Source organism: Pseudomonas sp. SDO5591_S426 (genome assembly GCF_054070755.1).
Map to the genome: position 1 here is coordinate 1 of NZ_JBSVXD010000165.1, position 12717 is coordinate 12717.

The window sequence follows — 12717 nt, forward strand, 5'->3', positions numbered from 1 at the left end:
CGGTTTTTCAAAAGCGGGTAGACAGTGGGGGCGAGTCCATACATAGGAGCTGCCGCAGGCTGCGATCTTTTGATGTTGCTTAAGGTTGAAACGCCCCAATAAAAATCGCCGGATCCACCCGTGCATCATTCAGGCTGATATTCCAGTGCATGTGCGGCCCGGTCGCCCGGCCAGTCGCGCCGACCTTACCCACCACGCCACCGCGCGCCAGTTGCTGCCCAACCTTCACATCGATTTTCGACATGTGGCAAAACATGCTGATAAAGCCCTGGCCGTGATCTACAAACACCGTGTTGCCGTTGAAGAAATAGTTGCCGATCAGAATCACCTTGCCGGCGGCCGGGGTCTTGATCGGTGTGCCAGCGCCCACGGCGAAATCGAGGCCAGAGTGGGGATTGCGCTCTTCACCGTTGAAGAACCGGCGCACACCGAACTTGCTCGACAGCGGACCATTGACCGGTTTGTCCAGCAGCAGGTTGCTTGGGGTGTTCGGGCTGAAGGTGCGGTAGGCGGCGATCTGTTCGGCCAGTTCACGTTCGATGCGCTTGAGATTCTCCGGGTCCGGATTGACCTGCTGGGTGTTCTTCAGGGTGATGCGCTGTTCCGGGTATTTTTTGTTGCCGACGGTGAAACTCAGGTTGCGACCGCCGCTGCTGATTGACTGAGTACCGGGTTTCACGGTCAACGGCACGCCGACAATAGCCAGCCAGTTGTTCTGTTCCTTGACCACCAACACCGGTTTGCCCTGATAACTGGCTTTCGGTGCCTGGGCGGCAGCGCCCAGATCCACGACGGCCACGCCACCCGGCACCGGTTTGTTCAGCAAACGGGTGATGTAACTGTCGGCGTGGGCGTTGAAGGTCAGGCACAGCAGCAACAGCGAAGCAAAAAAACGCGGCATGGATCAATCCAGTAAAGAAAGGGTGACGGGCGTCAGGTGATTGTCTTCGACCCGCACTTGCAGTTCGCCTTCACCCAGCTTGGCTTTCAGGCGCTGGCCGGTGTGAGTCTGACTGGCGTTGCGAATCGCGTTGCCGCGCTCGTCGAGCAGAATGCTGTAGCCACGACCGAGGGTCGCCAACGGGCTGACCACATGCAGCGTCTGCATCTGGCTTTGCAGTTGCAGGCGACGGCTTTTCAAGCCCTCGCGGATGGCGCGGGGCAGGCGTTCGGCGAGGCTGTCGAGGCGTTGACGGAGCATCGCCAATTGTCGACCCGGATGTTGCCCGGCCAGACGTGTCTCCAGACGGATCAGCCGCTCACGACGGGTATTGAGGCTGCGCTCAAACGCGCGACGCATGCGCATGTCCAGATCATCCAGCCGTTGGGCTTGCTGGCGCAGACGTTCGCCGGGATGACGCAAGCGGCGCGAAATGCCTTCCAGGCGTAACCGGTCACGCATCAGGCGATCGCGCATGCGCATCACCAGTCGGCGATGCAGGCTTTCGACCCGGCGCACCAGATCGCTGGAATCCGGTGCCAGCAGCTCGGCGGCGGCCGATGGGGTGGGGGCGCGCACGTCGGCGACGAAGTCACTGATCGAGACATCGGTTTCGTGGCCGACGGCGCTGACGATGGGGGTTACGCAAGCGTCGACGGCGCGGGCCACGGCTTCTTCGTTGAAGCACCAAAGGTCTTCCAGCGAACCGCCGCCACGGGCCAGGATCAACGCATCGAAGCCACGGGCATCCGCCAGTTTCAAGGCGCGGACAATCTGTGCAGTCGCTTCGCGGCCCTGCACGGCGGTGGGAATCAGCGTCAGTTGTATCTGCGGTGCGCGGCGGCGGAACACGCTGATGATGTCGCGGATCACGGCGCCGGTCGGCGAGCTGATGATACCGATGCGTTGCGGATGCGCCGGCAGCGGCACTTTGCGCTCGGCACTGAACAGGCCTTCGGCGCTGAGTTTTTCTTTCAAGGCATCGAAAGCCAGGCGCAACGCACCGTCACCGGCCGGCTCCACGGTGTCGAGAATCAGCTGATAATCGCCACGGCCCTCGAACAACGAGACCTTGCCACGCACCTTGACCGCCAGGCCGTCCTTCAACGCCTGACGCACTCGCGCGGCGTTCTGCCGGAACAGCGCGCAACGCACTTGGGCGCCGCTGTCCTTGAGGGTGAAGTACACGTGGCCGGACGCCGGGCGGGCAAGGTTGGAGATTTCGCCTTCGACCCAGATATTGCTGAACACGTCTTCGAGCAACACCCGCGCGCGGCCGTTGAGCTGGCTGACAGTCAGGACTTCGCGGTCCAGGCCGAGTCTTGCAAAGGGATCTTTAATCATGGGGCGCAGTTTAAAGGCATTCACTTATTGAATGCACGATCCCTTGTAGGAGCTGCCGAAGGCTGCGATCGTTTGATTTTGCTTTTGAAGATCAAAAGATCGTCCGAGCACGGACCGAGCCTTCGGCAGCTCCTACAGGGATTGGAAGACATGTTGGTTGAATTGTTGGGTCAATGGAGTTTTGGCGCGGTCGGGTGGTTGGTAATCGGCTCAGGCATCGCCCTGGCCTACATCGTCTTCGGCATTGCCGGTTTCGGCACGGCATTGGTCGCCGGGCCGATTCTGATTCTGTTTATGCCGTTGTCGAAAATCGTCCCGCTGCTGGTGCTGCTGGATTTCGTCGCGGCATTTGGCAATTTGTTGCCCTCGCGGCGTGACGTGGCGAAACCGGAGTTGCTGCGCTTGCTGCCGTGCATGGCGGTGGGCTGTACGTTGGGCGTGATTTTCCTGCTGAACCTGAAATCCGATCTGTTGCTGCTGATGATGGGGCTGTTTATCAGCGCCTATGCGATCTACAGCCTGTGGATAAAAGTCCGTCCGGCTCAGTTGTCCGCCGCGTGGGCGCTGCCGATGGGCACGATAGGCGGGATGTTCGGTGCGCTGTTTGGCAGTGGCGGTTTTTTGTATGCGATCTACCTGAACAGCCGCCTGCCCAAGGACGAGGCGCGGGCGACGCAAAGCGCGCTGATCAGTTGCAGCACGGTGGTGCGCTTGAGTCTTTTCGCTGTGGCTGGCGTGTACGCCGAACTGCCATTGCTCGTGTTGGCGCTGTGCTTGCTGCCGGCCATGGCGCTGGGACTGTGGATAGGCCGACGACTGACCATGCGCTTGTCCCGTGAAGCGTTCGTGCGGTTAGTGACCTGGTTGGTGCTGGCCAGCGGGATCGCCTTGATCGGCCGCTACCTCAGCACCTGAAGGTCAATCGTTGTACTGACTCAACAACCGCTCAAGTCGTGCGCTCAGGCGTCGTTTGATTTCGGTTTCGATGTGCGGCGCGAAGTCGTCGATCACGTCTTGCATGATCAATTGCGCGGCGGCGCGCAGCTCGCTGTCGAGGTACAGCAGCGCGTCGGCGTTCTTGTCGGCGCTCGGTGCCGGTTCGGCGGCAGGCTTGGCCGCAGGTGTCGGTGCGACGGTCGGCGCGGGTTCGCTGACGGTGTCGAACAACATCGGAATCTGTTCCTGGTCACCGTCTTCGACCGTGTCGGTCAGCAGCGGTGGTTGCAGGTTGTCATCGCCGAGCAATTGGCGGATCGACTCAAGGTCGTCCAGCAGGTGCGCGGACTTTTGCAGCGGTTTTGGAGTGTCCATCGGAATGCTCAGAGTCGCTGTAAACGGTGATCTTGCAGAGGATAGCCCTGTTCGCGGTAGAAACGGAAACTCTCCCGCGCGGCTGCTCTGATCGTCGGATCCTCCACCACCACTTCCGCCACGCGGGCGAAACGTTGGGCAAAGGCCGGGACTTTCAGGTCGAGGTTGACCAGCAAATCCTGGTGCTGACCGCAGTCATCGCCAAAACCCAGCACGATCAGGCTGTCCGGTTCGCTTTCAGCAGGGCCGTGGGGCACGAAACTTTCGCCCTTGAACGCCCACAGGCGCGCATCGAGATCATCGCGCTGGGCGACATCGCTGCAATGCAGGTAGACGCGGTGGCCCATGCGCCAGGCTTTTTCGGTGAGCTTGCAGGCGAAGTCCAGGCGTGCCGAAGGATCGGCGCTGGGCAGGATATAGAAGTCGACTTTGGTCATTGCGTTTCCTGAGCCGGAGCGGCGTCACTCGAAAGCGACGTCGCCCAGGTTCATTGGTTTCAGGCTTTGGCGCGGTCCAGCAGGTATTGGGTCAGCAGGGGAACCGGACGGCCAGTGGCGCCCTTGTCCTTGCCGCCGCTGGTCCAGGCCGTGCCGGCGATGTCCAGGTGCGCCCAGTTCAGGTTCTTGGTGAAGCGCGACAGGAAGCAGGCAGCGGTGATGGTGCCGGCTTTCGGGCCACCGATGTTGGCGATGTCGGCGAACGGGCTGTCCAGCTGCTCTTGGTACTCATCGAACAGCGGCAGTTGCCAGGCGCGGTCGTCGGCAGCCTTGCCGGCGCTCAGCAGTTGGCCGATCAGCTCGTCGTTGTTGCCCAGCAGGCCGGAAGTATGGGAACCCAAAGCAACCACGCAAGCACCGGTCAGGGTGGCGATGTCGATCACTGCTTGCGGCTTGAAACGCTCGGAGTAGGTCAGGGCGTCGCACAGCACCAGACGGCCTTCGGCGTCGGTGTTGAGGATTTCCACGGTCTGGCCGCTCATGGTGGTGACGATGTCGCCCGGACGCGAAGCGTTACCGCTCGGCATGTTCTCGGCACAAGCCAGGATGCACACCAGGTTGATCGGCAGCTTCAGTTCGAGCACGGCACGCAGGGTGCCGAACACGCTGGCGGCGCCACCCATGTCGTACTTCATTTCATCCATGCCGGCGCCCGGTTTCAGGCTGATGCCGCCGGTGTCGAAGGTGATGCCCTTGCCGACCAGCGCGTAAGGCTTCTCGGATTTCTTGCCGCCGTTGTATTGCATGACGATCAGGCGCGGCGGCTGGGCGCTGCCCTGGCCGACGGCGTAGAACGAACCCATGCCCAGTGCCTTGATCTTCTTCTCGTCGAGGACTTCGACTTTCAGATCCTTGAACTCTTTGCCGAGGTTCTTCGCTTGCTCACCGAGGAAAGTCGGGTGGCAGATGTTCGGTGGCAGGTTGCCCAGGTTGCGGGTGAATGCCATGCCGTTGGCGATCGCGGTGGCGTGGGTCACGGCGCGCTGCACTTCAGCCTGGGCGGCCTTGATGGTCAGCAGGGTGATTTTCTTCAGGGCGCGGGGTTCGGCTTTCTGGCTCTTGAACTGGTCGAACTGGTATTCGCCGTCGACCAGGGTTTCGGCCAGCAAACGAGTCTTGCCGTAGCTGTCGCGGCCTTTCACCACGATTTCGTCCAAGGCCAGTACGGCGTCGGTGCCGCCTAGGCCTTTCAAGGTGTTGAGTACGCCGGCGATGATTTTACGGAACGGGCGGTCGCCCAGTTCTTCATCCTTGCCCACGCCCACCAGCAGCACGCGATCGGCTTTCAGGTTCGGCAGGCTGTGCAACAACAGGCTCTGGCCGACTTTGCCGGCCAGGTCGCCGCGTTTGAGAACGGCGCTGATTGCACCGCCGCTGAGTTCGTCGAGTTGTTTGGCGGCAGCACCGAGCTTGCGGCCTTCACCGACGGCAACCACCAGCGTGGCGGTCTTCAACGTTTCCGGGTTAACGCTTTTTACAACCAGTTCCATGTCCGGGTCCCTGAATTTGATGGTCAACACGCAAGCGCTCGACGACGTATGTGCGTCGCTCGCTTATAGATAGAGAGGCGCCGGTAACGACCGGCGACGAAGGCCGCAGTTTGAACCTCGCTACCGGCGCCTGACAACCCTCGGTTGTACGATCTTCAGCGCTTTGACAGCCTGCGTGAGCGTGCGCAGTGACAGGCGCACCCAATCACAGGATAATGCGCCATCTTTTTTCGGCGGCTCTGCCTTGCGGGCTGTCTGATATGTTTGCTTGTTTGGCCGCCTTAGCCTGACAACCCTGGAGTGTCTGGTTTGATCGTCTTCCGTTATCTATCCCGCGAAGTCCTGTTGACCTTGAGTGCCGTGAGCGCCGTGTTGCTGGTCATCATCATGAGCGGACGCTTCATCAAGTACCTCGCCCAAGCAGCTTCGGGCCAACTGGATCCGGGCTCGCTGTTCCTGATCATGGGCTTTCGTCTGCCGGGCTTCCTGCAACTGATTCTGCCGCTGGGCCTGTTTCTCGGGATCCTGCTGGCCTACGGTCGCCTGTACCTCGAAAGTGAAATGACCGTGCTCTCGGCCACCGGCATGAGCCAGCAACGCCTGTTCCGCATGACCTTGTTCCCGGCCACGCTGGTGGCGCTGGTGGTTGCATGGTTGAGCCTGAGCCTGGCGCCACAGGGTGCCAATCAGTTCCAGCTGCTGCTGAACAAGCAAGATGCCCTGACCGAGTTCGATACCCTGGAGCCCGGTCGTTTCCAGGCTCTGCGCGACGGTACGCGGGTGACGTACACCGAACAGTTGTCGGATGACCGCATCAATCTGGCGGGTGTGTTCATTTCGCAGAAGAACGTCAGTTCCGACAAGAAGGACCGCGGGATCTCCGTGCTGGTGGCCGAGAAGGGCCGCCAGGAAATCCGTCCTGACGGCAACCGCTACCTGATCCTCGACAACGGCTACCGTTATGACGGTAATCCGGGGCAGGCCGACTATCGTGCGATCAAGTACGAAGAGTACGGCGTGCTGCTGCCCAAGCCGGATGTCAGTGACGAAGTGACCGATCGCGATGCCATGACCACCGCGTCTTTGCTGGGCAGCGACGACATCCGTTCGCGCACCGAGCTGCAATGGCGCCTGTCCCTGCCGTTGCTGGTGTTCATCGTGACCTTGATGGCGGTGCCGCTGTCGCGGGTCAACCCGCGTCAGGGCCGTTTCCTCAAGCTGCTGCCGGCGATTCTTCTTTATATGGCTTACCTGACCATCCTGATTGCCGCTCGCGGCGCCCTTGAAAAGGGCAAAATTCCGCCGGCGCTGGGCTTGTGGTGGGTGCACGCGATCTTCCTGGTCATTGGCCTGGGCCTGCTTTACTGGGAGCCCCTGCGCTTGAAGATGGCGAGTCGCCGCAGCGCGCTGGAGGTGGCCCGTGGTTAAGCTCGACCGCTACATCGGTAGCAGCGTGTTCATGGCGATCCTCGCGGTACTGGGGATCATTCTCGGGTTGGCGACCTTGTTCGCCTTCATCGATGAGATGAGCGAAGTCAGCGACACCTACACCCTGGTCGATATTTTGAGCTACGTGTTGCTGACCGCGCCGCGTCGTCTGTACGACATGCTGCCGATGGCCGCGCTGATCGGTTGCCTGATCGGCCTCGGCAGTCTGGCCAGCAACAGCGAACTGACCATCATGCGCGCCGCTGGCGTGTCGATCGGGCGGATTGTCTGGGCGGTGATGAAGCCGATGCTGATCCTGATGGTGGTGGGCGTGTTGATTGGCGAGTACGTCGCGCCGGCAACCGAAAGCACCGCCCAGGCCAACCGTTCGCTGGCCCAGGGCAGTGGCGACGCGCAAAGCGCCAAGCACGGTCTGTGGCACCGCCAGGGTGACGAGTTCATCCACGTCAACTCTGTGCAGCCCAACGGTATTTTGTATGGTGTGACCCGTTATCGCTTCGACGATCAGCGCCACATGCTGTCCTCGAGCTTTGCCAAGCGCGCGGAGTTCGACAAGGATCACTGGCAGTTGAGCGATGTGACCACCACGGTGTTTCATGAAAAGAACACTGAAGTAGTCACTACCCCGGTTGAGCGCTGGGAGGTGGCCTTGAGCCCGCAGTTGCTGAGCACGGTGGTCATGGCGCCTGAATCCCTGTCGATCACCGGTTTGTGGGGCTATATCCACTATCTGGCGGACCAGGGACTGAACAATGGCCGTTACTGGCTGGCGTTTTGGGTCAAGGTGTTGCAGCCGCTCGTCACCGCTGCTTTGGTGCTGATGGCGATTTCCTTCATTTTCGGCCCGTTGCGCTCGGTGACCCTTGGTCAGCGGGTATTTACCGGGGTTCTGGTAGGTTTCACCTTCCGCATTGCCCAGGATTTGCTGGGGCCTTCGAGCCTGGTGTTCGGTTTCTCGCCGCTGTTTGCGGTGCTGGTGCCGGCCAGTGTCTGTGCCCTGGCCGGGGTCTGGTTGTTGCGTCGCGCCGGTTGATGACGGCTGCTTCCTGACCTCGCTGCTGATAAAAAACGCCCCAGTCGCAAGACCGGGGCGTTTTTGTATGCGCCGTCTGACCTGCGAACGTGACGCTTGCGCCGTGGATCAGGTACAATTCCCGGCTATTTTTCGGCGGGCTATGCCTGCAGCCTTTTTGAGTGTTGATCCGTGAGTGATTTGAGTCATATCCGCAATTTCTCCATCATCGCCCACATTGACCATGGCAAGTCGACGCTGGCCGATCGCTTCATCCAGATGTGCGGCGGCCTGGCCGAGCGTGAAATGGAAGCCCAGGTACTGGATTCCATGGACCTTGAGCGTGAGCGCGGGATCACCATCAAGGCTCACAGCGTTACTCTGTATTACAAAGCCAAAGATGGTATCAACTACCAGCTGAACTTCATTGACACCCCCGGCCACGTTGACTTCACCTACGAAGTCAGCCGCTCGCTGGCGGCTTGTGAAGGCGCGCTGCTGGTGGTCGATGCCGGTCAAGGTGTTGAAGCTCAGTCGGTTGCCAACTGCTACACGGCCATCGAACAGGGCCTGGAAGTGATGCCGGTGCTGAACAAGATCGACCTGCCACAGGCCGATCCGGACCGCGTTAAAGAAGAAATCGAAAAAATCATCGGCATCGATGCCACCGACGCGGTCACTTGCTCTGCCAAGACCGGTCTGGGCGTCGATGAAGTGCTTGAGCGCCTGGTCGCCACCATTCCCGCGCCGACCGGCAATATCGAAGATCCGCTGCAAGCGTTGATCATCGACTCCTGGTTCGACAACTACCTGGGCGTTGTCTCCCTGGTGCGTGTGCGTCACGGCCGCGTGAAGAAGGGCGACAAGATTCTGGTCAAGTCCACCGGCAAGATCCACCTGGTGGACAGCGTCGGTGTATTCAACCCGAAACACACCGCTACCGTTGACCTGAAGGCCGGTGAAGTAGGTTTCATCATCGCCGGCATCAAGGACATTCACGGTGCGCCAGTGGGCGACACCCTGACCTTGAGCTCCACGCCGGATGTCGACGTGCTGCCGGGTTTCAAACGCATTCAGCCGCAGGTGTACGCCGGTCTGTTCCCAGTCAGCTCCGACGACTTCGAAGATTTCCGTGAAGCGCTGCAAAAGCTCACCCTGAACGACTCGTCGCTGCAGTACACCCCGGAAAGCTCCGACGCGCTGGGCTTCGGCTTCCGTTGCGGCTTCCTCGGCATGCTGCACATGGAAATCATCCAGGAGCGCCTGGAGCGCGAGTACGACCTGGACCTGATCACCACCGCGCCGACGGTAATCTTCGAGCTGCTGCTCAAGACCGGCGAGACGATCTACGTCGATAATCCGTCGAAACTGCCGGACCTGTCTTCCATCGAAGACATGCGCGAGCCGATCGTGCGGGCCAACATTCTTGTGCCGCAAGAGCACCTGGGCAACGTCATTACGCTGTGCATCGAAAAACGTGGTGTGCAGGTCGACATGCTGTTCCTCGGCACTCAGGTCCAGGTGACCTACGATCTGCCGATGAACGAAGTGGTGCTGGACTTCTTCGATCGCCTGAAATCCACCAGTCGCGGCTATGCTTCGCTGGACTACCATTTCGATCGTTACCAATCGGCTAGTCTGGTGAAACTGGACGTGCTGATCAACGGCGACAAGGTCGACGCCCTGGCGTTGATCGTGCACCGTGACAACGCGCACTACAAAGGTCGCCAGTTGACCGAGAAGATGAAAGAACTGATTCCGCGGCAGATGTTCGACGTGGCAATCCAGGCCGCCATTGGCGGTCAGATTGTGGCGCGTACAACCGTCAAGGCGCTCAGAAAGAACGTATTGGCCAAATGCTACGGTGGTGACGTCAGCCGTAAGAAGAAGCTGCTGGAAAAGCAAAAGGCCGGTAAAAAACGCATGAAGCAGGTCGGTAACGTGGAAATTCCACAAGAAGCCTTCCTTGCCGTGCTCAGGTTGGATAGTTAGGTCCTATGTCACTAAATTTCCCGCTGTTGCTGGTCATCGCCGTGTTCGTCTGCGGCCTGTTGGCGTTGCTCGATCTGTTGATCCTGGCACCGCGTCGGCGTGCCGCCATCACCTCCTATCAGGGCAGCGTCAGCCAGCCTGATATGGTGGTGGTCGAGAAGCTGAACAAAGAACCGCTGCTGGTTGAATACGGCAAGTCGTTCTTCCCGGTGTTGTTTATCGTGCTGGTGCTGCGTTCGTTCCTGGTGGAACCGTTCCAGATTCCATCCGGCTCGATGAAACCGACCCTGGATGTCGGCGACTTCATTCTGGTGAGCAAGTTTTCTTACGGGATCCGCCTGCCGGTGATCGACAAGAAAATCATCGAAGTCGGTGAACCACAACGCGGTGATGTGATGGTGTTCCGTTACCCCAGCGACCCGAACGTCAACTACATTAAACGTGTAGTGGGCCTGCCGGGCGACACGGTACGGTATACCGCCGACAAGCGTCTGTTCGTCAACGGTGAGTCGATTGCCGAGCAACTGGTCGGCTCCGAGCCGGGCACGCTGGGCAGCGCCGAGCTCTACAAGGAAAAACTCGGCATCGCCGAGCACCTGATCCGCAAGGAAATGAGCCGCTACCGCGCAACGCCGGACCGTTCGTGGACCGTGCCGGCCGGGCACTACTTCATGATGGGCGACAACCGCGACAACTCGAACGACAGTCGCTACTGGGATGATCCGAGCATTCCCAAGGACCTGCTGGGCATGGTTCCCGACAAGAATATCGTCGGCAAGGCCTTTGCAGTCTGGATGAGCTGGCCGGAACCCAAACTCAGTCACCTGCCGAATTTCTCGCGGGTTGGCCTGATCAAGTAATCAAACACGGCGCTGTTGAACACAGCGCCGAATGCATTTCTGGAACCGGCACAATCGGCGCCAGACGCATGAAAACAATGATATTCAGGACGTTATTTTTGAACACAGCGTTAATTGTCCCAAGCCTGCGCCGACTCTCGGCGATGGCGGTGGAATCCAACCACGAACTCAGCGTGGGTAAACCGTGAGCGTCTCCCTAAGCCGTCTCGAGCGTCAGCTCGGCTACACCTTCAAGGATCAGGAACTGATGGTCCTGGCCCTGACTCACCGCAGTTTTGCCGGGCGCAACAACGAACGCCTGGAATTCCTCGGTGACGCCATCCTCAACTTCGTTGCCGGTGAGGCGCTGTTCGATCGCTTCCCGCTGGCCCGCGAAGGCCAGTTGTCGCGTTTGCGCGCACGCTTGGTGAAAGGTGAGACCCTGGCCGTACTGGCCCGGGGTTTCGATCTGGGCGATTACCTGCGCCTGGGTTCCGGCGAGTTGAAAAGCGGCGGTTTTCGTCGCGAGTCGATTCTGGCCGATGCTCTTGAAGCGCTGATTGGTGCGATCTATCTCGATGCCGGCATGGAAGTGGCGCGCGAGCGTGTGCTCGCCTGGCTGGCCGGAGAGTTCGAAGGCCTGACGCTGGTCGACACCAACAAAGATCCGAAAACCCGCCTGCAGGAATTCCTGCAGTCCCGTGGTTGCGAACTGCCGCGTTACGAAGTGGTGGATATCCAGGGTGAACCGCATTGCCGGACGTTCTTCGTCGAATGCGAAATCATCTTACTGAATGAAAAAAGCCGAGGTCAGGGTGTGAGTCGTCGTATTGCCGAACAGGTAGCGGCCGCCGCAGCACTGATTGCCCTGGGTGTGGAGAATGGCAATGACTGATACAAACGCAACTCGCTGTGGCTATGTTGCCATCGTCGGCCGTCCCAACGTGGGCAAGTCCACGCTGCTGAACCACATCCTGGGTCAGAAGCTGGCAATCACCTCGCGCAAACCGCAGACCACCCGCCACAACATGCTCGGCATCAAGACCGAGGGTGATGTGCAAGCGATCTACGTCGACACCCCGGGCATGCACAAGGGTGGCGAAAAGGCGCTGAACCGCTACATGAACAAGACCGCTTCGGCGGCGTTGAAAGACGTCGACGTGGTGATCTTCGTGGTCGACCGCACCAAGTGGACAGACGAAGACCAGATGGTTCTCGAGCGCGTCCAGTACGTGACCGGCCCATTGATCGTGGCGCTGAACAAGACCGACCGCATCGAAGACAAGGCCGAGCTGATGCCGCACTTGTCGTGGTTGCAGGAACAGCTGCCGAACGCACAGATCATCCCGATTTCCGCGCAGCACGGGCATAACCTCGATGCACTGGAGCGCGTGATCGCCGATCACCTGCCGGAAAACGATCACTTCTTCCCGGAAGACCAGATCACCGACCGCAGCAGCCGTTTCCTCGCCGCTGAGCTGGTGCGCGAGAAAATCATGCGCCAGATGGGCGCCGAGCTGCCGTACCAGATCACCGTTGAAATCGAAGAATTCAAGCAGCAGGGCAAAACCTTGCACATCCATGCCTTGATCCTCGTCGAGCGTGATGGCCAGAAGAAAATCATCATTGGCGACAAGGGCGAGCGTATCAAGCGCATCGGCACCGAGGCGCGCAAGGACATGGAACTGCTGTTCGACTCCAAGATCATGCTCAACCTGTGGGTCAAGGTTAAGGGTGGCTGGTCCGATGACGAGCGCGCGTTGCGTTCGTTGGGTTATGGCGACTTGTAACAAGGATTTAAAGATCAAAAGATCGCAGCCTTCGGCAGCTCCTACATGAGATT

General features: G+C 59.8%; 12 protein-coding genes. 7 read left to right on the forward strand and 5 right to left on the reverse strand.

Annotation, left to right across the window (positions count from 1 at the left end; translation table 11 throughout):
* Window positions 1-79: 79 nt before the first annotated feature.
* Together ACW9JC_RS23900 and xseA are read right to left on the reverse strand one after the other, a co-directional pair.
* Window positions 80-901 (reverse strand): peptidoglycan DD-metalloendopeptidase family protein, encoded by an 822-nt coding sequence (locus ACW9JC_RS23900; protein WP_457458024.1) that lies wholly within the window; start codon window positions 899-901, stop codon window positions 80-82.
* A gap of 3 nt (window positions 902-904) precedes the next feature.
* On the reverse strand, window positions 905-2284 hold the full coding sequence (gene xseA / locus ACW9JC_RS23905) for an exodeoxyribonuclease VII large subunit (protein WP_150701949.1): 1380 nt from the start codon (window positions 2282-2284) through the stop codon (window positions 905-907).
* Between the two features lie 150 nt (window positions 2285-2434).
* Between xseA and ACW9JC_RS23910 the strand changes: the two genes are divergently transcribed.
* Window positions 2435-3199, forward strand: coding sequence for a sulfite exporter TauE/SafE family protein (locus tag ACW9JC_RS23910; RefSeq protein ID WP_457458027.1), 765 nt, complete (start codon window positions 2435-2437; stop codon window positions 3197-3199).
* A 3-nt stretch (window positions 3200-3202) separates the two neighbouring features.
* Here ACW9JC_RS23910 and ACW9JC_RS23915 read toward each other — a convergent pair whose 3' ends face one another.
* Genes ACW9JC_RS23915 through ACW9JC_RS23925 form a run of 3 tightly spaced genes read right to left on the reverse strand, consistent with a single transcriptional unit; the run spans window position 3203 to window position 5582 of the window.
* Window positions 3203-3595, reverse strand: coding sequence for a DNA polymerase III subunit chi (locus tag ACW9JC_RS23915; RefSeq protein ID WP_416129828.1), 393 nt, complete (start codon window positions 3593-3595; stop codon window positions 3203-3205).
* Between the two features lie 8 nt (window positions 3596-3603).
* Complete coding sequence (locus ACW9JC_RS23920; RefSeq protein WP_457458029.1) at window positions 3604-4032, reverse strand: DNA polymerase III subunit chi; 429 nt, start codon at window positions 4030-4032, stop codon at window positions 3604-3606.
* Window positions 4033-4091: 59 nt separating this feature from the next.
* A complete protein-coding gene (locus ACW9JC_RS23925) occupies window positions 4092-5582 on the reverse strand; it encodes a leucyl aminopeptidase (protein ID WP_457458031.1) in 1491 nt (496 codons plus the stop codon).
* 309 nt (window positions 5583-5891) lie between these two features.
* Between ACW9JC_RS23925 and lptF the strand changes: the two genes are divergently transcribed.
* From lptF to era, 6 genes are all read left to right on the forward strand, one after another.
* Complete coding sequence (lptF, locus tag ACW9JC_RS23930; RefSeq protein ID WP_457458033.1) at window positions 5892-7010, forward strand: LPS export ABC transporter permease LptF; 1119 nt, start codon at window positions 5892-5894, stop codon at window positions 7008-7010.
* The gene (lptG, locus tag ACW9JC_RS23935; protein WP_338584911.1) at window positions 7003-8064 is read left to right on the forward strand and encodes an LPS export ABC transporter permease LptG; all 1062 of its coding nucleotides are present in this window, start codon (window positions 7003-7005) and stop codon (window positions 8062-8064) included. The genes lptF and lptG overlap by 8 nt, the downstream gene beginning before the upstream one ends.
* 171 nt (window positions 8065-8235) lie before the next feature.
* On the forward strand, window positions 8236-10035 hold the full coding sequence (gene lepA / locus ACW9JC_RS23940) for a translation elongation factor 4 (protein ID WP_150701956.1): 1800 nt from the start codon (window positions 8236-8238) through the stop codon (window positions 10033-10035).
* 5 nt (window positions 10036-10040) lie between these two features.
* Window positions 10041-10895 (forward strand): signal peptidase I, encoded by an 855-nt coding sequence (gene lepB / locus ACW9JC_RS23945; RefSeq protein WP_338584913.1) that lies wholly within the window; start codon window positions 10041-10043, stop codon window positions 10893-10895.
* Window positions 10896-11079: 184 nt separating this feature from the next.
* Window positions 11080-11769, forward strand: a complete 690-nt coding sequence (rnc, locus tag ACW9JC_RS23950) for a ribonuclease III (RefSeq protein ID WP_338584914.1) — start codon at window positions 11080-11082, stop codon at window positions 11767-11769.
* Window positions 11762-12664: a GTPase Era gene (gene era / locus ACW9JC_RS23955; protein ID WP_008056597.1), complete on the forward strand. Its 903-nt coding sequence runs from the start codon at window positions 11762-11764 to the stop codon at window positions 12662-12664. The genes rnc and era overlap by 8 nt, the downstream gene beginning before the upstream one ends.
* Window positions 12665-12717 lie beyond the last annotated feature (53 nt).

What these genes read in the sequence shown, in the direction of transcription:
- ACW9JC_RS23900 (WP_457458024.1), bottom strand. Translation starts at nt 901, where the DNA reads ATGCCGCGTTTTTTTGCTTCGCTGTTGCTGCTGTGCCTGACCTTCAAC.
- xseA (WP_150701949.1), bottom strand. Translation starts at nt 2,284, where the DNA reads ATGATTAAAGATCCCTTTGCAAGACTCGGCCTGGACCGCGAAGTCCTG.
- ACW9JC_RS23910 (WP_457458027.1), top strand. Translation starts at nt 2,435, where the DNA reads ATGTTGGTTGAATTGTTGGGTCAATGGAGTTTTGGCGCGGTCGGGTGG.
- ACW9JC_RS23915 (WP_416129828.1), bottom strand. Translation starts at nt 3,595, where the DNA reads ATGGACACTCCAAAACCGCTGCAAAAGTCCGCGCACCTGCTGGACGAC.
- ACW9JC_RS23920 (WP_457458029.1), bottom strand. Translation starts at nt 4,032, where the DNA reads ATGACCAAAGTCGACTTCTATATCCTGCCCAGCGCCGATCCTTCGGCA.
- ACW9JC_RS23925 (WP_457458031.1), bottom strand. Translation starts at nt 5,582, where the DNA reads ATGGAACTGGTTGTAAAAAGCGTTAACCCGGAAACGTTGAAGACCGCC.
- lepB (WP_338584913.1), top strand. Translation starts at nt 10,041, where the DNA reads ATGTCACTAAATTTCCCGCTGTTGCTGGTCATCGCCGTGTTCGTCTGC.
- era (WP_008056597.1), top strand. Translation starts at nt 11,762, where the DNA reads ATGACTGATACAAACGCAACTCGCTGTGGCTATGTTGCCATCGTCGGC.